The sequence below is a fragment of the Photobacterium sp. GB-50 genome, from assembly GCF_003026755.1.
Classification (GTDB): domain Bacteria; phylum Pseudomonadota; class Gammaproteobacteria; order Enterobacterales; family Vibrionaceae; genus Photobacterium.
Window position 1 is genome coordinate 388,385 of sequence record NZ_PYNX01000003.1, and the last position, 20,858, is coordinate 409,242.

Annotated in this window: 20 protein-coding genes and 1 tRNA gene; 13 read left to right on the forward strand and 8 right to left on the reverse strand. The window is 36.9% G+C overall.

Going from position 1 to position 20,858, the window contains the following annotated elements; all coding sequences use genetic code 11:
- The first annotated feature begins 223 nt into the window (after positions 1 to 223).
- Together C9J41_RS06565 and C9J41_RS21780 are read left to right on the forward strand one after the other, a co-directional pair.
- The gene (locus C9J41_RS06565; protein ID WP_005365948.1) at positions 224 to 400 is read left to right on the forward strand and encodes an ATPase; all 177 of its coding nucleotides are present in this window, start codon (positions 224 to 226) and stop codon (positions 398 to 400) included.
- A gap of 207 nt (positions 401 to 607) precedes the next feature.
- Positions 608 to 925 carry a hypothetical protein gene (locus C9J41_RS21780; protein ID WP_107207527.1) on the forward strand — a complete coding sequence of 106 codons (318 nt, stop codon included), beginning with the start codon at positions 608 to 610 and terminating at the stop codon, positions 923 to 925.
- Positions 926 to 1,001: 76 nt separating this feature from the next.
- Here the strand turns inward: C9J41_RS21780 and C9J41_RS06575 are convergent, their stop codons facing one another.
- Both C9J41_RS06575 and C9J41_RS06580 read right to left on the reverse strand, forming a co-directional pair.
- A complete protein-coding gene (locus C9J41_RS06575) occupies positions 1,002 to 1,247 on the reverse strand; it encodes a hypothetical protein (protein ID WP_005365946.1) in 246 nt (81 codons plus the stop codon).
- A gap of 218 nt (positions 1,248 to 1,465) precedes the next feature.
- A complete protein-coding gene (locus tag C9J41_RS06580) occupies positions 1,466 to 2,410 on the reverse strand; it encodes a questin oxidase family protein (protein WP_107294368.1) in 945 nt (314 codons plus the stop codon).
- Between the two features lie 238 nt (positions 2,411 to 2,648).
- Between C9J41_RS06580 and C9J41_RS06585 the strand changes: the two genes are divergently transcribed.
- Positions 2,649 to 3,566 (forward strand): hypothetical protein, encoded by a 918-nt coding sequence (locus C9J41_RS06585; protein WP_199194430.1) that lies wholly within the window; start codon positions 2,649 to 2,651, stop codon positions 3,564 to 3,566.
- Positions 3,567 to 3,607: 41 nt separating this feature from the next.
- On the opposite strand, the gene C9J41_RS22105 is transcribed toward C9J41_RS06585, so the two are convergent.
- Together C9J41_RS22105 and C9J41_RS06590 are read right to left on the reverse strand one after the other, a co-directional pair.
- Positions 3,608 to 3,730, reverse strand: a complete 123-nt coding sequence (locus C9J41_RS22105) for a hypothetical protein (protein ID WP_255418313.1) — start codon at positions 3,728 to 3,730, stop codon at positions 3,608 to 3,610.
- A 181-nt stretch (positions 3,731 to 3,911) separates the two neighbouring features.
- Positions 3,912 to 3,985: transfer RNA gene (locus C9J41_RS06590), tRNA-Gly, on the reverse strand.
- Between the two features lie 746 nt (positions 3,986 to 4,731).
- Between C9J41_RS06590 and C9J41_RS06595 the strand changes: the two genes are divergently transcribed.
- Both C9J41_RS06595 and C9J41_RS06600 read left to right on the forward strand, forming a co-directional pair.
- Positions 4,732 to 6,030, forward strand: coding sequence for a lipopolysaccharide biosynthesis protein (locus C9J41_RS06595; RefSeq protein WP_107294369.1), 1,299 nt, complete (start codon positions 4,732 to 4,734; stop codon positions 6,028 to 6,030).
- A 45-nt stretch (positions 6,031 to 6,075) separates the two neighbouring features.
- Positions 6,076 to 6,477, forward strand: a complete 402-nt coding sequence (locus C9J41_RS06600; protein WP_107207531.1) for an ACT domain-containing protein — start codon at positions 6,076 to 6,078, stop codon at positions 6,475 to 6,477.
- Between the two features lie 16 nt (positions 6,478 to 6,493).
- Here C9J41_RS06600 and C9J41_RS06605 read toward each other — a convergent pair whose 3' ends face one another.
- The 3 genes from C9J41_RS06605 to C9J41_RS21905 all read right to left on the reverse strand — a co-directional run bounded on the left by C9J41_RS06605 (position 6,494) and on the right by C9J41_RS21905 (position 8,445).
- Complete coding sequence (locus C9J41_RS06605; protein WP_107294370.1) at positions 6,494 to 7,492, reverse strand: nickel/cobalt transporter; 999 nt, start codon at positions 7,490 to 7,492, stop codon at positions 6,494 to 6,496.
- 19 nt (positions 7,493 to 7,511) lie between these two features.
- Positions 7,512 to 8,156: a DUF1007 family protein gene (locus C9J41_RS06610; RefSeq protein WP_233217767.1), complete on the reverse strand. Its 645-nt coding sequence runs from the start codon at positions 8,154 to 8,156 to the stop codon at positions 7,512 to 7,514.
- Between the two features lie 145 nt (positions 8,157 to 8,301).
- A complete protein-coding gene (locus tag C9J41_RS21905; protein WP_199187177.1) occupies positions 8,302 to 8,445 on the reverse strand; it encodes a hypothetical protein in 144 nt (47 codons plus the stop codon).
- A gap of 381 nt (positions 8,446 to 8,826) precedes the next feature.
- On the opposite strand from C9J41_RS21905, the gene lptA reads away from it, so the two are divergent.
- The gene (gene lptA, locus C9J41_RS06615; protein ID WP_107207533.1) at positions 8,827 to 9,324 is read left to right on the forward strand and encodes a lipopolysaccharide transport periplasmic protein LptA; all 498 of its coding nucleotides are present in this window, start codon (positions 8,827 to 8,829) and stop codon (positions 9,322 to 9,324) included.
- A gap of 131 nt (positions 9,325 to 9,455) precedes the next feature.
- Positions 9,456 to 9,923: a GNAT family N-acetyltransferase gene (locus C9J41_RS06620; protein WP_107207534.1), complete on the forward strand. Its 468-nt coding sequence runs from the start codon at positions 9,456 to 9,458 to the stop codon at positions 9,921 to 9,923.
- 69 nt (positions 9,924 to 9,992) lie between these two features.
- Here the strand turns inward: C9J41_RS06620 and C9J41_RS06625 are convergent, their stop codons facing one another.
- Positions 9,993 to 11,144 (reverse strand): iron-containing alcohol dehydrogenase, encoded by a 1,152-nt coding sequence (locus C9J41_RS06625; RefSeq protein ID WP_107292689.1) that lies wholly within the window; start codon positions 11,142 to 11,144, stop codon positions 9,993 to 9,995.
- A 227-nt stretch (positions 11,145 to 11,371) separates the two neighbouring features.
- On the opposite strand from C9J41_RS06625, the gene C9J41_RS06630 reads away from it, so the two are divergent.
- The 6 genes from C9J41_RS06630 (at position 11,372) to C9J41_RS06655 (ending at position 20,292) form a co-directional block, all read left to right on the forward strand.
- Positions 11,372 to 12,286, forward strand: a complete 915-nt coding sequence (locus tag C9J41_RS06630) for an AraC family transcriptional regulator (RefSeq protein ID WP_107246153.1) — start codon at positions 11,372 to 11,374, stop codon at positions 12,284 to 12,286.
- A 170-nt stretch (positions 12,287 to 12,456) separates the two neighbouring features.
- Complete coding sequence (locus C9J41_RS06635) at positions 12,457 to 13,071, forward strand: NAD(P)H-dependent oxidoreductase (protein WP_107207537.1); 615 nt, start codon at positions 12,457 to 12,459, stop codon at positions 13,069 to 13,071.
- Positions 13,072 to 13,082: 11 nt separating this feature from the next.
- Positions 13,083 to 15,023 (forward strand): monovalent cation:proton antiporter-2 (CPA2) family protein, encoded by a 1,941-nt coding sequence (locus C9J41_RS06640; RefSeq protein ID WP_107207538.1) that lies wholly within the window; start codon positions 13,083 to 13,085, stop codon positions 15,021 to 15,023.
- 501 nt (positions 15,024 to 15,524) lie between these two features.
- Positions 15,525 to 17,666: a TonB-dependent siderophore receptor gene (locus C9J41_RS06645; RefSeq protein ID WP_233217765.1), complete on the forward strand. Its 2,142-nt coding sequence runs from the start codon at positions 15,525 to 15,527 to the stop codon at positions 17,664 to 17,666.
- A gap of 54 nt (positions 17,667 to 17,720) precedes the next feature.
- On the forward strand, positions 17,721 to 18,293 hold the full coding sequence (locus C9J41_RS06650; protein WP_233217780.1) for a YfiR family protein: 573 nt from the start codon (positions 17,721 to 17,723) through the stop codon (positions 18,291 to 18,293).
- On the forward strand, positions 18,283 to 20,292 hold the full coding sequence (locus tag C9J41_RS06655; protein WP_107246151.1) for a diguanylate cyclase domain-containing protein: 2,010 nt from the start codon (positions 18,283 to 18,285) through the stop codon (positions 20,290 to 20,292). Before C9J41_RS06650 ends, C9J41_RS06655 begins: the two co-directional genes overlap by 11 nt.
- Positions 20,293 to 20,858: the final 566 nt, after the last annotated feature.

The following is a 20,858-nucleotide window of genomic DNA, read 5'->3' on the forward strand; positions in this document are numbered from 1 at the left end:
AAATTGATTTAATAGAACGATGATGAGTGCGGCATTAATCGATCACCAATGATCTATTTTGCCGCATCTTTTATGCCGGTGACTGCGGCAAACAACGTGGAAGTAGTTATGCAGATTAAAGGTCATTTGGCTATGCATGTGAAACGGTAAACAAGATGCTATCGTGAAACATTTACGTGTATAATCAGCAAATAATATACTATTTAAAAGTTAGGGTTTTCCTATGCATGATTTAAATTTATCTATACCTGATGATTACGAAAAAGAGCCAGAGCTCCCTATTCCCGAGCTTGATGAGCAGAAGAAAATTGTTGCTGAATTAAAGCGATTAGAAGAGGCGGGTGAGCTAACACCAGAAATTCTTCATGCATTTATGACCGGTGAAAGAAAACCGGAATAAGTATCAACTGAGCCTCTGTATTAAGATGATTTTGTCAAATATATAGGGGCTTGATTATTTCTGTAATTATCGATACTAACAAATTGATAATATAAACAAAAAAGTAATTCAATATAGGTTCTAAGTAGTAACAAAATAGCATATGACATAAGCACCTGATTGCATTAATGTGTGCTTATTATTACGGCTGTGTGAGCATACCTATATATGTATTATGTGACCGCCAAGAATATATTTCTAAGTGGCTGGGGGCGTGCAGGTAAGTTTGATTGTTATGTTTGTATTATTTGTAAAACAAGGCATGAAGCAAGTATTGTTGCAGTGAATGCTCAATATCGTTCAGATCTGCAGCGAGTAAAAATACATTCAAAAATCCCATTATCGTTAACAGAAGATACGTTAAAGATTGGTCGGCATATCCTTACTGCTTACATTGTAAAAGTACTCGACAAAACCACAGAGCCTAAACTATTTATGCCTAATTATTTTCAATATAGATCTAAACCGAAAATACTAAAACGATAGTTAAGATGTCTTATGGTCAGTATTTAGGATCTAACGCAATAACAATATGATAAAGATCAGATCCTAAAGTATTTAATTAGTGATGTTTCACACCGTTACGAACAATATCTTTACCATTATCATAAACATCTTGGCTTAACCAGCGTCCATAAATCAACTGCTGATTCTTATCAAAAACAGCGATGAAAGGGCGACCATCAGCGTTATTTTTAGCTAAGCCAATGCCTTCTACATCTTTTAAGCCTAAACCACCATTTTCAATTGAGATAATAAAGGTTTTTAACTCTTCTAGCGTTTCAATAACGTCTTGTTCAATTTTCATTTGTTAATTACCACATAGTAAAAAAGCGTAAGCTGTTTATAAAATAACGTAGATCTAAATTTAACTCTACAGGGTAATACTCTACCTCTGATGCTTTATTTTTGAAATGGCTAGCTTTGTATCGTATAAGATTACGTTAAATAAATGAAAGTTTCACAAACGGACTGCATAGAAAATAGCCATATAAACATCATCATATGGCTGGATATTACTTAATATTAAAGGCTTTCATTGGCTATACATTGATTCGCAATATACTTTAATTCTGCCAATGGATAGCGCTTATAAAGCTCACTACAGCTGTATATCAACGTTATCGTGTGATCATTGTTACTTAAAGCTCCACGTGTGATCGTTTCAAGCCAACTAAGGTGAGGGGGAGGCGGTAATACATCACGAGATTGCGGAAGGTTTTTTCCTACCGTCGCAAAAGCGGCTGTATAACTTTGCCAAAACCATTGTAATGCTGTTTGTTGATCTGGAAAATATTGTAACAACTCGATAAAAGCGTGAAAGGCAGTAATACCATATAAGAAGGTGGAGTCACTTGTTTTACGGTAATACTCAACAACTAGCTGCAATACTTTTTCTATTGTTATATCAACAGGGACGGGAGCAAGCTTTAGATAGTTAGGATGCTGTGCCACCTCAAAAATACGCTGACTAGCATTATTGGTTTGGAATGAGCTATTTGAAAAAGCATACACCAGTTGCTCTAACTGCTGCTCTGCGTTGTATTTCTCTGTTATCGATAATGGAGTAATAAGTTGATAGCTTTGTTCCCAATAGGTTAATGCATAAGCGATCTCACGTTGCTGCTGGCTTTTTATCGCATAAGATAACCGTATCATGCATTGGAAAGCTTGTGCATTAAAACTAGCAATTAACCTTGGCATATAGGCGATGAGTGTTGCTTCAGCGCCATCATTTTTAATACGTTGCTCAATTTTATCCGCTTGTTTAATAAAGGGCTCATTACGAGCGACGTTTTCAAGCTGTGCTATATATTGATGATAAAAAAGTAATATACGCTCGTCGTTAGCACCCATTTGATCAAGTGCAACTAAAGTCATTGGTAAATGATTACTGATCCCATTTTTATAGGTCGGTTGAAATTGTAATCCCGCTACAATTAATTCGTTAGTTAATAATGATGTTTTCATCTATCGCTTCCATGCAATTTACAACATATTCAATATTAGACGTTCAAAGTAAGAGTGCCTACTTTAAATCGTTTAACTGATTGAAAAATAGTCATATAAAGGAAGTTTTTGATAAATAAAAAATGAGCTTATTGGCGAGGTTTTTAGCAAAATTGATGAAATCTTATAACTGAGTAATAGCACCATACATTTGCAAACTACATTGTTCTATTAAGAGATGATTAATAGGTTGTAGTTTATGGCTTGGCGAATATTTTTAACGTTGATAGCGTGTGGTTCAATGATGGCTTGTAACAGTGATAATGCAAATGCGGTAAAAGTTAATACAACGCCAGAACCAGTACAATCAGAATCAGTTGAAGTGCAAGCGGTAGATGATAACTTGTCTGAGTCTGAGTCTGAGTCTGAGTCTGAGTCTGAGTCTGAGTCTGAGTCTGAGATCTTGACTCAATCGGCTCCAGAACCTGAATGCGACTTAGAAAGTGTTAATTTACTCGATTTTGTTCCTTGGCAACGTGAAGAAGGCTGGTGGGTTGGCGAATATACCTTTTTAGGGGCAGATGGTGATCCCAATGTTTCTGCGAGTTGGCCATATCGTTACGATCACTATCGCGGATTTATCCATTTAGAAGTCATTGGCAACAGTATTAAACAGCGTAATGTGTTTTTGTATCCAGCTAAAAATTCATCTGAATGTGATTCTGTTGAAGATGTTGTTGGCTCTGGTATATGCGGTGATAACGGTAATGAAAAAGTCTTTAGTGCTGATCAAAGCGCGTCAGATTGTGATGGTAATTTATCTGGACCATTTGAAGCTTTTGGCATGACGCTAAGTACCACAACAACATTGATTGGTGATGATACTGTACTGTATCAAGTGCGTTTACCCGATGGGAGTTTTACCCAAAATCAGCTAACGACACTACCACCGAACGATACGCGAGTGCGTACTGCTCAAGGTTTCTTTATGGGATCATCAACATATGCGAGTTACTATCGAGAGCGTAAGGTAACAAAAGAAGAGTTTGTGCAGTTATTAGAAGAAACACGCCAAGAATACAATATATTAGAGCTTGATTATTGTGGTTATGATTCGGGTGGTAACCCAAGCAACGTATCCTGTGATGAACATTTTGGTGTGGCGTTGGGAGATTAAACATAAAGACCAACAAAACATGTTGGTCTTTATTTTTATAATTACTTAATACTGCGGCTCATTTCAACATTGCCATGAGCTTGAATCGATGTGCCTTCTGATAGTGAGTGAGCACAGCCGATAATGAATATGCTAAGAAAGGCTAATATAATCCAATTATTCATTATTTATCTCAGTTAGTCGTAGTAAGGGAGGCAACTTTACGCAGTTAAATAAAGAGATTCAAGTGGGCAGAATTTTGTGTGTATCATGAGGAAAGTCAGATGATTAATAATAATCAAAATATTAACGTTATAGATAAGAGAATCAGTTCGTTAAAATTAGAATGCAGGCCTTGATAAAGACTGGAGCGGATAACGGGAATCGAACCCGTGTCTTGAGCTTGGGAAGCTCAGGTAATACCATTATACGATATCCGCTCTGTTGTTTTACCATAAGTTTTGCTATGTGATGAGTCAATTAAAAAATGATGAAGAGAGTTAATTATTAACAAAATGACTTTAATAAAGAATGACTGTAACTTATAGCAATTTGTATCTGTATTATTTCGATTTCTGGTACCTATACCACATGTAATATTGGGTTATTATAAATCTCTACCAATTCCCATTACATATTTAATAATATGGAAAATCGCCTTTTAAACCGTTTAGATACTGCTTTTTTGACGTTTAAGCCGTATATAAGCAGAAAGTGAAGTAATCAATAACTGTCTTTTCTAAGCGTTAAATAGTTTACTCGGCTAATATGTGACCCATCCCCTGCAGTAGTGTGACATGCATCACATTTTAAAGTATTATTCAAGCTCAAATAAAGAAATGTCATTGTCCTAACAAACAAATATCGTTGGGGTGGACAATGTCTTTTACATATTACAATTGTATTATCTTACGTTGGACTTCAAGAAATGTCGTTAATTACTATTAGTAGAAATAAAATTAAAACTATTCGTGATAAAATTAAAATCTGTGTTAATAATGGTGATGTTGCAAATGTTTCATTATTGTTGTCAGAACTTGAATCAGAATTAAATATTTTTGAGTCATTATACTCATCACCTAAAGAAATATAACCAATAAAGGATTAATGGATTATTATATTTACGAGAGATATTTAAAGATAAATAACGTATTATAATCAGTCTGATGATTTATTGTTTATATATATGGAAAAGCAAAATATTGCCCCGCCATCAAGTGAAGATGCTTTATCTCGATTGAAAACGGCTTTTAAAGCAGGCGCTGCCGCGACACTAGCCAGTATTTCTATTGGTTTTTTATTCAAGATTTGGCTCGCTCAGTGGGTTAATAAAGACGACTTAGCGCTGTTTAATAGTGTGATAGATATTGTATCTCTATCATTAATATTAATGACGGGTTTTCGCTCTTCTATGGTTGTGACTTACAGCCAAACGAATAATGATCGTGACATTATCAATATCTTCCGGTTTTGCTTGATCACGATTGTTCTCTTAACTTGGGGAGTTGTACTTCCATACATTAAACACGAATTACACATCAACGTTGGCTATTTCGAAATGGTTGGTGTGATTTTTAGCATGGGAATGAAGGTTTATTTTACCAACTTGATAGCCATGTACCGTTTGTATGATGTGTCTAATAAAGTGACTTGGATAGAGCCTGTTACGAATGTAGCGGGCTTTGTTATTTGTTACTACGTATTGCACTTTACACCACTTGCCTCATTGTTTTATAGCATGGCATTTTCATCGCTTGTTGCTGCCCATTTTATGTATTGGAAGCGACGTAAACAAATTGCGACGAAACCAATAAAATCGGTTCAACTTGATCCTAATATGCGTAACTATGTTCGCAAAAGCTTCACTGCCTCATTAGAAGCAGGGGCGAGTATATTGATGATTTATATTACGGTTTTATTGACTATCACGCACTTTAGCTTAGATGAACTTGGCGATTTCCAAGTCGTTGTTCGTCCGATATTCACTTATATGACGATGTTATTTGTCTTTCCCATTTATCGTTTTGTTTTGCCTGAGTTAACCTTATGTATTAAGCACGGTGATCACCAACAAGTCAAAGCAATAAGGCGTTGGATTTTTCGTCTCGCAGCAATGGTGAGTGTGACATTTTTCCTCATCATGCTTATCGGTGGGCGTGAAATTATAGGTTTTGTTTTTCCCCCTCAGTATCATGGTGCCGTTATTGTATTATTTCATTTTTCTATGTTCTTTATTTTTATGATGCTAAATGCTTACCAATTAGCCTATATAAAAGCCCATGGGAAATTCACATTAAGCTTACTCATTCGTCTTAGTGGTATCATCACGCTAATAGCAAGTTATTATTTATTATCGATATTTACTGCAAATGTTGTCGCTATTATTGTCGCATTATGTTTAGGTTATGTAATGATGTTCATTCTATCAACGATTGCTGAACGTAAAATATTAAACGGGTATAAGCTGGCTTTATCCAATAGCTAGCTTGTACTTAATATTGTCTTGGATTGATTTTAGGGAAAAAGAAAAATGGCTGGTATCACTGATTTAACTGAGCTTCTGATGAATTTACAACCAGAATTAAGCCTTACGCGTTATATTTTTTGTTGCACAGAAAATACTAATCTAGATGCTATTGCTTCTATGTCACCATTAGCGACATTTTGTGAAGAAGAAGGAATGACATTCATTTTAAGTTATGAAAGTGCAGTCCAGCATAATATTGAAATCAATAATGTGTATCGCTGTATTACATTAAAAGTACATTCCAGTTTGGAAGCTGTTGGTTTAACGGCTACTGTAGCATCAGAGCTTGCGAAGCATGGAATTAGTGCCAATGTGATGGCAGGGTTTTATCATGATCATATTTTCGTCAATGAAAATCATGCCGAGCAAGCTATGCTAGCGTTAACTGAACTATCGCAACGCTAGCATAGAAAAGATTTATTTAGAGTACAGGCGACATCCCATAGCTTTGACTATTAAGTAGCAGTAAACCAAGGCCGATGAGCAATAAGCCCCCAAATAGCTTAAATACTAATGGGGCAAATGAATGCTGGTGATCAGAGTACGCAAGATATTTTGTTACCAGCTTTTTACCCGAAAGTGTCATTGTAGCGATCGTTGAAGTCGTCAGCGCCGTTCCCACAGCCATCAGTAAAGCGCTCACTACACCTAACCAGTACATATCAACCATATTGGCAAAAAGTAGTGCTAATATCGCACCTGTACATGGACGAATACCAATACTGGCGATAATTGCAATATATTCACGCGTATTGGTTGCTTGATTAATACTATCAGCATCAGCAAAGTGTTTATGCCCACAACCACAATCACTGCTATGGCTATGGCTATGGCTATGGCTATGGTTATGGTTATGATGAGTATGGTCATGTTTATGGGTTTTCTGTTTGTATAATTGCCAGCTTTGTTTTAAAGCTCGGTAAGCAACAATTACACCCAGTAATAACATGGCCACGAAGCTAAGTGTGATGAATCGGTCTGCTGCGCTATTAATTTCACGCATCGATGAATTAAAAAACACCAGTAGAACGGTAACTAGCACTATAGCAACTAAGGCTTGTAAAAAAGCAGAGATAACCGTCATGATTAAGCTTGCTTTTACTTTAGCTGGGTTTGTTGCTAGATAGGTCGTTACAATCATTTTGCCGTGTCCAGGGCCTAATGAATGAAATACACCATATAAAAAGCTGACGCCAGCCAGCGAATAGATAGCAGCGGGGTTTTCTTTTGCATCATAAAGCAAGTCACTCAATTGACCGTTTATTTCACGTTGCCATTTTATGGTGCTAAGCATTAACGTTGGCCAATTGTGCCAAAGTAAATAACCGACAATAATTAAAAAAGTGGCTACAAGGGTTGCGCCTAACCAATAGTTTCCTTTGTTCGTATGAGCATGTTGCTCGGAATGATGGTGCTCCATGGAAATCCTTTAATAAGAGTTAGTCGGCTGATTGGCAATGCAGTTTTACTGTTTGAGTAAATAGTTGACCAAGTGCATTATCGGGATCGGCATCAGGTGGTAATGATTGGGCATAAAGCATTTGCTCTGGACTTGGGTTAGGCTCAACGAGGTCAAAAGTACAGACTTTGCTTAACTCTGGCGATAAGATGATGTCGTTTTTTGCTTTCCAAGACATATCAACATAGTAACTTGGTTCAAAAATAAGTAGTCGTAATGAATCTTTGGTTAGTGGCTGAGGTTTAGACAGTGGAAGTTCAAATGTGAGTGTCGCTTTAGCGCGATCTTTTGTTAATACTCCATCGGTAGCAATTTTATATTTGATTGGTTCTTGGTCATTATAAAAGTAAGTAAAATAATGCTCATTCATCATATTTTTCATTACAGAATCACCAACACGAGCAAGTGTTTCTGTTTTGCTTTCCGGCGACATATCTTCACCGTCCAGCATATATGCTGTTGTCATAGCATCAAAAGTCCATACCATTTTAAATCCTGTGATTTGTTTTTTATCACCTTGGATATAGGTTTTCATATCAATCCATGAGTGTGGATGTGCTTGGCTAGCGGTTGAAAACAAGGTTAAAGACGAAAGTAATATTGCAGGAAAAGAAATCCAACGCATAGAAAATGCAATCTCCATATTTACAAGCTTGGCACTATGTTTAAGCATCAAAGAAGACTAAAGTAATGTTATATTATAACAGTGCCCTTTGTTTGCACAAAGTGAATTCAGTGCAAATAATCTTGAGGATATATGGTAATTAAGACTAGGGTTTTAATTCTGCGAGTAAAAAGGCAGAAGTCGCAATAATGATACCAGCAAAGATGGCGAGTGGTTGGTTATGGTCAAAGCCTGCAATCAGCGTTAACACTATGCCCAATGCGATATATAGCTTCTGTCTGATGATCATTTAGCACTCCAATACGATGTATTTCTTTATTAATAACACGCATCGCGGTAGGTGTGTTAACGACATGTCAAATCTTAGTTGTTAGAAGATACGTAGTTTAATTAACTGATTGATAAATGTTTTATATCGTTTAGAGTTTGAAGTTGTATAGTTCTTCAATATAAATATGTGCAGTAAGATAATCTATAAACTGGTATTTAGCCTGTAGATAGTACTAATTTTGAACTATGTGATACAGGTAAGGCTAAACTTGGTATTAGTGACCGTTTTGATGAAATAAAAAACGCCATTTCAAATTATTCATCGCTTTGCCGCTATTTGCTGATTTTCAAGGTATAATAAGCAAAGAAGACGTAAATAATAGAGTAGAAGAAACTAAGTATGAAATTAAAGCTATTTGTGGCTGGATGTATGTTGTTACTGAGTTCATCGACATGGGCTGAAAAAGCAGATACACAGCTCCCTATCCATTTGGCAGCAATTACACAAGATGTTGATGTTATCAATAATATCACAACCTTAACTGGAAAGGTTGATATCACACAGGGTGGCGTTCAGATTAAAGCGGACAAGGCCGTGATAAAGCTGGACAGCAAAACAAAAGCACTAAAGAGTGTGGAAGTTTATGGTAAACCCGCTTACTTTCATCGTGTAATGGAAGATGGAAAGGTGGTGGATGGAGAGTCGCTTTACGGCATTTATACACCAACAAATAACATGATGGTGTTAAAAGATAAGGCTAAAATAACTCAAAATGGCAGTACGATCCAAGCGGCTGAAATAAGCTATAACTTGGCTTCTCAGGTGATGCAAGCAAAAGGCTCTAAGTCACGCCAAGTGAATACTGTTTTACTGCCTGAAAATTTAAATAACCGATGAGCAAAATAAGCAGAAGTCTTTATTGCTTTTGCTTATATTTGGTCAAATTGACATAGATTTTGCACGTTGTTCAAAAACCGATCAATGATCTTATAGAAATATTAATAAAATAGATAAAGAAGGTCGCTGCAGTGGAATTAGTACAAGTTAATGCTTCAAACATAACCATTTATTTAAACTTAACTCAGGCATATGAAGCTGAGTTTTCACCACTGACGAAAAAAGTGCCTGATAATGATGGTAAATTTGCGCTTGATACGCCAATAGAAGGTAATGTACTTGGCTTTCTTTTATATTTTGATGGTGTGCCAGCGGGATTAGCAGCGATTGCTGACCATGGTAACAGTCATTATGAGGTATGTGATTTCTATGTTGTGCCTGTCTTTCGTAAAAATAAAGCAGGTCAACGTTTCGCACATAGCTTGTTTTCAATGATGCCAGGTGAATGGGAAAGTAAGCAAATTGAAGGCGCAGTTCATGCGATTGCTTTTTGGCGTCGTGCTATCGGTGCGTACACAAATGAACAGTATGTTGAAGATATTTATCACGATAGCTACTGGGGTGATGTTACTCGCCAGCGTTTTACTATTTCGGTTTAGTGATTACAAAAATAATAAAGGGAGCTAATGCTCCCTTTTTTCAAATTGTTAGCGTATTACAATATAAACTTATAATGCCGTCATTAAGATTTTACGACTTATCTCTGGCGTAATATCGTGATGTTCACTTAATGCGATCATGCCATGTTTTTTAAGGCTTTCGATAAGAACATCGATATCTTTTTCTCCTAAATCAACGTCAGTAAGTGTTGTTGGTACACCCATTTGTTTGAAAAAGGCGATGGTTTTTTCAATCGCAGCGTCAATACGTTGATCTGCTGTACCTGTTGTTAAACCAAAGATACGCTCAGCATATTGCAATAATTTTGCTTCTTTTTCTTTACGACGTACTTTCATAACAGCAGGTAATACAATGCTTAGCGTACGAGCATGATCAATACCGTAATTACCTGTTAATTCATGGCCAATCATATGTGTTGTCCAATCTGATGGAACGCCAACACCAATTAAACCATTGAGTGCTTGAGTGGCAGACCACATAATATTGGCTCGAACGGCAAGATCATCGGGTGTGGCTAATGCTTTTGGCCCTTCTTCAACTAAGGTATGCAGTAAACCTTCAGCAAAACGATCTTGGACTTTTGCATTCACCGGATAAGTTAAGTACTGCTCCATTGTATGAACAAAGGCATCAACAACCCCGTTTGCTACTTGGCGAGAAGATAAACTCAATGTTGTTTGTGGATCTAAAATAGCAAATGCAGGTTTTACGAGTGGCGAGCCAAAGAATAACTTGTCTTTACCACGCGAAACTACAGAACCACCATTACTTTCAGAACCCGTTGCAGGTAAGGTTAATACACAACCAAGAGGAACAACCTTAGTGACAGGCTCTTGCTTAAGTAAAATGTTCCAAGGATCTTCTCCCTGATAACAGGCAGCAGCGGCAACAAATTTAGTACCATCAACAACTGAACCACCACCTACCGCTAATAGGTAATCATAACCTTCTGTTTTAACTAGTTCGACGGCCTTCATCAGTGTGTCATATTGTGGATTAGGCTCAACGCCTGAGAATTCTCCCCAGTTAAATCCGTCCAACGCTGCTGTTACTTGGTCATAAACACCATTTGATTTGATAGAACCGCCACCGTAAATAACCAATACTTTTTTATCTTTAGGAATAGCTTGGCTAATTGCCGCGATTTGACCTTGACCAAAATGAATGCTTGTAGGGTTTTGGTAGGTAAACTTATCCATTGTAGGCTCCGTTATATCGTTGTGATATTGATATTCTAATTATTGTGTTGAGATCTCTAGTGTAGAAGCGAACGTAGGATAAACTAAATACATAATTCTCTTTATTTCTTGCCTATTTCTATTTTAGCCACCTTGCTTGATATGTTAGTTATAAGGTAAATAGGTGTAGAATGGCAAAACAATGACTGTTATGTCGATCGTTAATGAACAGGTTTGATGGATGTACAATGAGAGCTGAGCTTAAAAGAGAGCTAGCTATAGTTGCTAGTCAATTATGTGAATATTACAAAATATCAGACCAAACTAATCGGGTGCATACGTTGCTAACTGGTGTGCGATTATTTCGCATTGATCGTTACCATAAGCTGACGCCACAAATGTATGAACAAGGAATAGTTGTTATTTTTCAGGGAAGTAAAATAGGGCATTTAAATCAACATCAGTTTGGTTATGACGTTGAACAATGTCTTATTGTGTCGACATCTTATCCTATAACATGTGAAACATTTGCCTCTCAGCAAGAACCATTAATGGGGATCAATATTGATATTGATATTAATGTGATCAGCCAGTTAGTTTCTGATATGGAATTAGAATCTAAAAATTGGGGAGAGTTAGACACACGCTGTGGTGTTTCCCCTGCACCAATGACTGAGTCAATGTATCTTTGTATGTTGGAGTTGCTTAATGTTTTGCATAATCCTCTTGATGCTAAGGTACTTGGCCCCTCAATTCTCCGCCAGTTTTTCTATTACTTATTGCAAAGTGAGAAAGGCTATTTATTGGCACACTACTGCGAGCAAGACAGTTCTTTAGCTAAAATTTCGGCCGTGATCGGCCATGTGCAAAAGAATTTTGCGCAAAAATTACATGTTAATGAACTAGCTGCAATGGCTGGGATGAGCGTCTCAGTTTTTCACAAAGTTTTTAAACAAGTTGTCACGGATCCTCCTTTACAGTACATCAAAAAAATTCGGCTGAATCATGCTAAAAACTATATTTTACAAGAAGGTCTTTCAGCCAGCCTTGCGTCTCAACGAGTAGGATATGAAAGTGCTGCTCAATTTAGCCGAGAATTTAAGCGATATTTTGGTGTACCACCTAGCCGTATTGATGAAATTTCAGATTATTCACGAAAATAATCTATAGATATCAATAAATATTTAACTAAAGTTGATTGTGTAATTTCAGGTATAATCGTTATTCTTTTTAGGGATGTAACTTGTTGTTTGTATACATAGTGCGGAACTTTAGAAGCGGTTAGTTGTCACATCGTCGTCGTGGAACGAAATATTATTAAAACAGGAAAATCATGCCTGAGTCTCAACCTAAAATTCTGATCCTATTTGCCCATCCTTCGCCAAATCGTTCAGAGATCAATGTACCCTTATTTAATGCATCTAAAACTATAGCCAATGTAACGTGCGTTGACTTATATGCCGAATATCCAACCTATCGTATTGATATAGATAAAGAACAACAGCGCCTTCGTGAACATGACGTTGTTGTGTTTATGTTTCCACTCTATTGGTATTCCACCCCATCGTTATTAAAAGAATGGCAAGATTTAGTGCTTGAGTACGGGTTTGCATATGGCAGTGAAGGGAATGAACTGGTTGGTAAAAAATTTGTTTGTGCTTTGACAGCCGGAGGCCCTGAATCAAGTTATCGTAAAGAAGGTTTTAACCATTATACCATTCGTGAGTTATTACAACCTCTAGAGCAAATGGCAGAGCTAACGGGTATGGATTTTCTAGCGCCATTTGCACTTTTTGGTGCGGGCATGGCGAATGAAGAAAACCGTATTGAACAGCACATTAAAGATTGGAAACGTGTTCTGATTGCGATTCAAGATAATAAATTCAACTATGAGGTTGCGAGTAAATTATCAAAAATGAATCACAGCCTAGAATTAGTCATTAAATAGAAGAGACGACTATGACTGGATATTTTTTGCAGGCTTTCATCTATTTGGTGGCCGCCGTTATTGCTGTTCCGCTTGCTAAGCGATTAGGGCTAGGTTCAGTACTGGGTTATTTAATCGCAGGTGTGGTTATTGGCCCCGTTATTGGTTTAGTTGGTAGCGAAACCACGACGATTCAGCATTTTGCTGAGTTTGGTGTCGTTATGATGCTGTTTGTTGTCGGTTTAGAACTTGAGCCTAAAATGTTGTGGGGTATGCGTCATCGCTTATTAGGCTTAGGTGGTCTACAAGTGGTTGTTACCGCTTTAACCGTGATGGGTATTGCACATTTATTTGATATTGCTTGGTCTTACGCCCTTGCTATTGGTCTTATCTTTTCACTTTCTTCTACTGCGATTGTACTGCAAACATTCAGTGAAAAAGGGCTAAGTAAAACAGAAGGTGGAAAAAGCGCATTTTCAGTATTGCTGTTTCAAGATATTGCCGTCATCCCAATGTTAGCTTTGATCCCTTTACTGGCAGTACCTGAATTAGTGGCAAAGTCACAAGCCGTTGTGACAAAAGCTGCTGAACATCATGATGATCTTAGCCTAGTAGCGAGTCTTCCCGGTTGGGCTTATGCGATTGTAATTATTTTAGCGATCGCTGGTGTTGTAGTTGGTGGTCATTATTTAAGCCGTCCGTTATTCCGTTTTGTTGCTTCATCGGGCTTGCGTGAAATTTTTACCGCAACAGCATTGATGTTAGTTATTGGTATTGCAGCCTTAATGAGTCTAATTGGTTTATCGCCAGCACTCGGTACTTTCCTTGCTGGCGTGGTACTTGCCAATAGTGAATTTAGACATGAACTTGAATCTAATATCGAGCCTTTCAAAGGGTTACTATTAGGGCTTTTCTTTATTACTGTTGGTGCGGGTATTGATTTCAACGTACTGTTTGATCAATTTGGCACAGTAATTGGCTTAACCATTGGTGCGATGTTGGTTAAGTTTATTGTTCTGTTGGTACTTTCTTTTATTTTCAAGGTAAAAGGCAGCGACCGTTGGCTCTTTGCGTTAAGTTTGGCGCAAGCGGGTGAATTTGGTTTTGTATTATTAAGCTATACCGTACAAAACAACGTTCTACCTGAGTCAATGAGCCAAACACTCTCACTGGTGGTTGCGCTATCTATGTTTTTAACACCAGGTCTATTTATTTTATATGATCGTGTGATTTTACCCCGTTTCTGCGAGGCTAAAAACGAGCGTGAAGCTGATGAAATAGATGAGCAAGGGAAAGTCATCATTGCGGGTATTGGCCGTTTTGGTCAGATTGTAAACCGACTATTGGCATCTAATGGGGTGCAAACAGTCGTGCTTGACCACTCTGTAACGCAAATTGACAACATGCGCCAAATTAATATTAAGAGTTTCTTTGGTGATGCGACGCGACATGATTTGCTTCATACCGCAGGTATTGAAGATGCAAAACTGTTTATTGTTGCCATTGATGATAAAGAACGAGCCACAGAGCTTGTTCATTATATTAAGCAAACATATCCTCAAGTACGGGTATTAGCACGTGCTTATGATCGAGGTCATCATTATTCGTTACGTTGCGCTGGTGCTGATTACGTGATCAGTGAAACATACCGCTCTGCACTAGCCTTGGGCACAGAAGCGTTGAAAAATTTAGGGGTGCATCCATTCAGAGCTGAGCAGCAAAAGGCTACATTTGTTGAAACTGAAGCCCGAAGTAAAGAGAAGCTTTATCAAACATGGTTAGAAAGTACAGAAGAAGATCGTTTTAATACCTCTTATGTGGAATTGTTTAACCAATTAGAGTCAACATTAAGTGATGTAATGAAACAAGAGCGGACTGACAAGCATACGAAGTCAGAACGTGGTTGGACGCCACCACCTAAAGTGTTTAATGATGAAGTAGAACAAGATTTAGTTGAAAAGCATGATCACTAATAGCTGATGACTATCATTTCTAAGCCATAGAAAAGGAGCTGCAAAGCTCCTTTTTAATTGAGTGAATTATTAATTATAATATTCAATCAGTGTCGAATTTCTAGATATCACCTTTATTTATTGCGGATAATGGCTAATAAAAAATAATCTTAGAGATAATCCGGTTTCACCAATGTTAGTAATGTTAATAAATCATGAACTTAGTGTTAACTTGATCGGATTATTTACATTTCGTTAAGAAAAAAATAATTCCTTTTTGGAATCAAATTAATAGTGAATTATTAATTGTTATGATAATAAATGTATATTTAACTTCTTGGATATCGCTATGTTAGCTATATATTTATCTAATTGTTACATTATAAATGAAAAAGAATATTTTTTACCATCAATTATTCCATTAGGGTATTTTGCTGGCTATTTGAAGTTTATAAATTGTAATTATTAAAAAACAGAACTACTTTGCTAGAATTAGTTTGAGATTTTTACTTTCTAATAATTATGAAAAATTACTTAATCAAACCATCTATTTTATTTTCAGTACTTTGTTTTTCTAGCTACGGCAATGTTTCATTAGCATCTGAAATTGATGACTTGATGTCGATGGATTTAGATGACCTCACAACGCAAAGTGTGACAGTTACTACGGCTGCAAAGAAAGAGCAATCGTTAAGTGATGTGCCTGCTGCTATTTATGTTATTACCAATGAGCAAATTAAGCGCAGTGGTGTTCGTTCTATAGCTGAAGCCTTAACTTTAGCGCCAGGAGTACAGGTAACTAAAATCAGTGAATTTAATTGGCAAGTATCCTTACGTGGTTTAAACGAGGCATTATTTAACAAATTATTAGTCATGGTTGATGGTCGTAGTGTATTTAGTCCTTTAATGTCAGGGACTTTTTGGCACACTATTGATGCTATTTTAGATGACATTGATCGCATTGAAATATTACGCGGTTCTGCCGGGACAATGTGGGGGGGGAATGCAACTAACGGCGTCATTAATATCATTACTAAAAATAGTAATGAAACGTTGGGACAATTTCTTGAAGTCGCTGTAGGTGAATATAATTATAAAGAAGTTAGTTATCGTAACGGTTTTCAAATTAATGATGTGACAACAGCAAGATTATCAATGAAAGGTGTTCAATCTGACTATTACACTTTCAATGATGATGAATGGAATAGTTATGATATTTCATTTCGTACGGATTATGTTGAAGATGATCGATTTTTAACATTTCAGTTAGGCGGTTATCATACCAAGTCTGAACATTCTGATTGGTATCGTTATGAAATTTTAGAGACCCCCTTTTACCCTAATGATCCAATGAGTGCTGTCGTTGGCTATAAAGTAGGGCTAGAAGATTATTCTCGTGGTTTTTATACTAATTTAAACCTAGGTAAAACGGTTGATGATACGCAGTATGAAGCAACATTGTGGGTTGATAGTAACTCAAGAACAGAACCCTCCGCGAATGGTGAATACGATACATTTAATACAGATGTGTTAGCAATCAAGCAAATAAATCAAAATAATGAGCTGACATTAGGCTTAGGTGCGCGTTATACCAAAATAAAAGTTCCTGAGAAAAAAGCAGACTTTTACCTTGGTATGGAGCCATATCGTCGTACTAGTTCGAAGCAAATAGAACGCGAGCAAATTTATAATGTTTTCTCGCAATTAGAAACTCGGCTAACAGATAAGTTCACCTCTAGCATAGGAGGAAAAGTTGAACATTTCACTCGAAATAATACGACTGAGATTCAGCCTCAAGCGAGATTGTTGTATCGCGCTTCTGATGATCATCAATTCTGGGCGGGCGTTGGTCGAGCTGTTGTAACACCTTCCTCGGTTGATTCGACGACTGATTTATATCGATTAGGATTTGTAGTTGCACCCTTGCCTAATTGTGATGTTTCACAGCAAAATTGTTATGCCCAATATCCTATGCTTGCGTTGACGGCGGGTAATTCTGATATGGATAATGAATCGGTTGTTACATGGGATGCAGGATATAGAGGGAAACTCTCAGATACATTATCGTTCGATACAACGATTTTCCTAAGTCACTATGAAAATTTGCGGATGCTTGATAATGGGTCATGGTATTGTCGCTACGGTGAATGTGTTGATGGTTCGACACAACCTGGTCAATTAGCCGTTCACGAGTTTAAATTAGTTGATGCTATTGATGCACAAAGTTACGGTGCTGAATTGTCACTGTTTTGGCAGCCAGCAAATGATATAAATATCAATACATCATACAGTTATATTGATACTCAGGCTGAATGCAGTACAGAATATATGACATGTAATAGCTATGATAATGGCGGTTACAAAGTTTTGTATAATCTTCAGCCAAAACATTACGTTTCGTTACAAATGATGTGGACGATTAACTCACAATGGCAAATAGATGGCTGGCTAAAACATAAGAGCTCGGTATCATCATCTCTTGATTTTTATCAGCCGCCTGCAATAACGACAATGGATGTGCGTGTTGCGTGGCAATACAATCAAGATTGGCCACTGGTTGAGTTTGTGGTTGATGGTTTAGGTAGTTCAACATATGAAGATTTACCGAATAAAGTACCATTAGAAGAAACAGCGTTTTTACGTTTTTCATGGACAAAATTGTAATGAGGCGGAATGCAGAGTAACTATTTCACTCCAGGTAAAGTTGTGTTGAATAAGATGGTAGGGCTGCTTGCAAAGCCTTACCATTTCTGCCGTTTGTACTTTCTGTGTTTTACTGCTGTTGTACTTATTTGTATCTATACTTTTGCAAATAAAGCCAATGCAGATAGCGTTGCTGACTATGAAATATCTGCTGTCTATATTTACCGTTTTTCTCAGTTTGTTACTTGGCCTCAAGACGACAGAACATTAACTTATTGCACTTTAGGTACTGATAATATCGCGTTAACATTAAGCCGATTGCTGAAAGCTAAAAATAACAAGATTGTTACGTTAACGAGCATTAGTCAGCTTGCGCAGTGCCAAATTGCTTATATTTCTAGGCAAAAAGAACTGGGTTTAACTCAAATACCAATTAAAGAAGGGGTGCTGACGATTGGTACTGGTAATTCCTTTTTAGCAAAAGGAGGGATGATTGAATTACGTTCAGTCAATAATAAAATCCGCCCTGTTATTGCTATATCGAGTGCCAAAAAAGCTGAGTTAACAATAAGTTCAAAATTATTGAAAATAGCTATACTTCCTTCTCTCAATAGCCAGCAGCAGGGAGGGGAAAATCATGCGCAATAATTGGATGAATTCTCTCTCTCTTAATCAACGTCTATATTTGCCGTTAGTCTTTTTTGTTGTTGTACTTTTTATCTTATTTCAAACGTTAAGCTCTTATAAATATATAGAGAGTGAAAAGCAAAATTTAGTAAATCGAATTACGATATTAAGTACGGGTATTGGTACGAATTTAACTGCCGCTATTCAGTTTGACGACGCGACAACCGGGCAAGAGATTTTATCGGCATTTTCAGCCGATCCAATGATCGTATCTGTTTCTGTGTTAACTGCGAACGATGTCGTTTTTGCTGGATTTAACAATACCGATAATAGGCATTTACCAGCAAATGATGCAGAAGAGGTCATAGTTAAAGCGCAAGGGCATGTTTTTAGTAAACAGTATTTATATATGCAGATCCCTATCTATATAGAGAACACAGAGCTTGCAAAAATGCGCATTGTTGTGTCTCTTGATAGATTACATGCCCTTAAATCATCTCAGATAGAAATTAGCTTGTATTTATTAGTGATTTTAATTTTATTTAGTAGTTTCGTTATCCGTCGATTACGGCATTGGATGATCAGTCCTATCCGTCAATTAAATGATGCGATGATTAATGTGATTCACTTTAATCAAACTGAAGTTGTACAGCATCCTACAAGTTCGAAAGATGAGCTAAGTGAATTGATCGATTGTTTTAATACGATGATCATAAAACTGAATCAGCGTGAATTAAAAATTAAACAGACTATTTCTCAATTAGAATATGAGAAAGAATTTGCCGACGATGTGATTAGTACAGTACAGCATGCGCTGTTAGTTGTTGATCATTCTGGACATATAATATTAGCCAATGATAGCAGCTCGAAACTATTTCACGATTCACCACAAGTTCTGCAATCCCAACATATTTGTGATGTGATTAAACCGGTTGATCTTGAAAAATTTCAAGATCAATTAGATCAAACACTACAGGGCAATAAGCAGTTTAGTCATGATTTAGTTAAAACGGTTGGCATAAAGGGAACGGCAATATATCAAGTAGTGAGTCATCCGCTACAGCATAAAAACCAGACTTTATTTGCGCTAGAAGATGTGACGGAACGGAGTGTTGCAGAGCGGCAACAACAGTTAGCGGCTAAGATTTTTGAAAATAGCCGTGAAGCGATTTTATTACTCAATGGCCAAGGTTATATTGAGATGGTGAATCTCGCTTTTTGTGAATTGATTGGTCAAGAGCACGGAACCATTATTGGTAAATATTACCGTTCGGTATTAATTGAAACCGAAACACTACTGATGAGAAAAGAAATTCTAATGTCGTTGTCTTTAGATCAGCAATGGCAAGGAGAATGTTCGTTCTTTAATCGTAAGAGAGGTGTTACGACATCTTTACATTTAAAAATAAATCAACTGATTGATACTGAAAGTAATGAGAGCCAAATTGTTGTGTTGGCTTCCGATATCAGCTCAGTAAAAGAAGCACAACGTTTAGCGTATATTGCTCAGCATGATGCATTAACACATTTACCTAATCGTGAATTCTTACACCATTATCTAGTAGAAGCGCTTACTTTACCTCGTAGCGATGTAATGGCTGTACTGTTTATTGATTTAGACGGCTTTAAATTTGTAAATGACTCTTACGGCCATGATATTGGCGATAAAGTACTTCAAATTGTCGCGAAGAAATTAATGATGAGTGTTCGTCAAAACGATATTGTTACGCGCTTAGCTGGAGATGAATTTGTAGCTGTACTCAATCCGGTTAATAGTCGTGAACCTATTTTAAATATAGGAGAGCGTATTATTAACAATATTTCCCAGTCAATTAATATCAAAGGCTATAGTATTAATATTGGTGCGAGTATCGGCTGTTACTATATTGAACCTCAAGATGTGACGGGGATTGATAGTGTCTTACATTGTGCGGATATGGCGATGTATCAATCAAAGATGCAAGGAAAAGGGCGTATCACTGAGTTTAATCAGCTCAACATAGACACACTTGCCGAATAGTGGTTTAGGCAGCATTATTTTACATAGTATTAAAAAAGAGAGGGCGCAACTTTCGTTGCGCCCTTAGGTCTTACTTGCAGCCATCCTGCTACTATCTTGCTCCTTGCATCATTCCTTTGATTGCTGTAATCCTTCAGCATAATCCTTTTTTCTTCTTCCTGAAGTTGTTCCTATGGCTTCCATAACCCGTCATAACATCCTGTTATAACTCTCATCTCTTTCCTTAGAGGTGTCCTTTACTTCTTCTTGAAGTGTCCTTGTGTCATCCTGACCGGTAAATATCCTATTTACCTTTACTACTTCCAGTAGTCTCCATCACAGTCCTTGTTTGATAAACCATCCTAGTTCATCACATCTCATCCTGAGATCACCAACGTCCTTGGTTCCAATCCTGTTCCTGTCGCCAGTTCCCTCTGACACCATTAATAATAGGTAAAAGTAGGAATAGAATATAGATATAGAGAGGGAAATTTTCTTTGTTGTATCGATTAATTATTTGTATGTATTGATCTTATTTGTTTAAAAACAAATGATTATAAAAATCACATGGACACTATATTCAAATT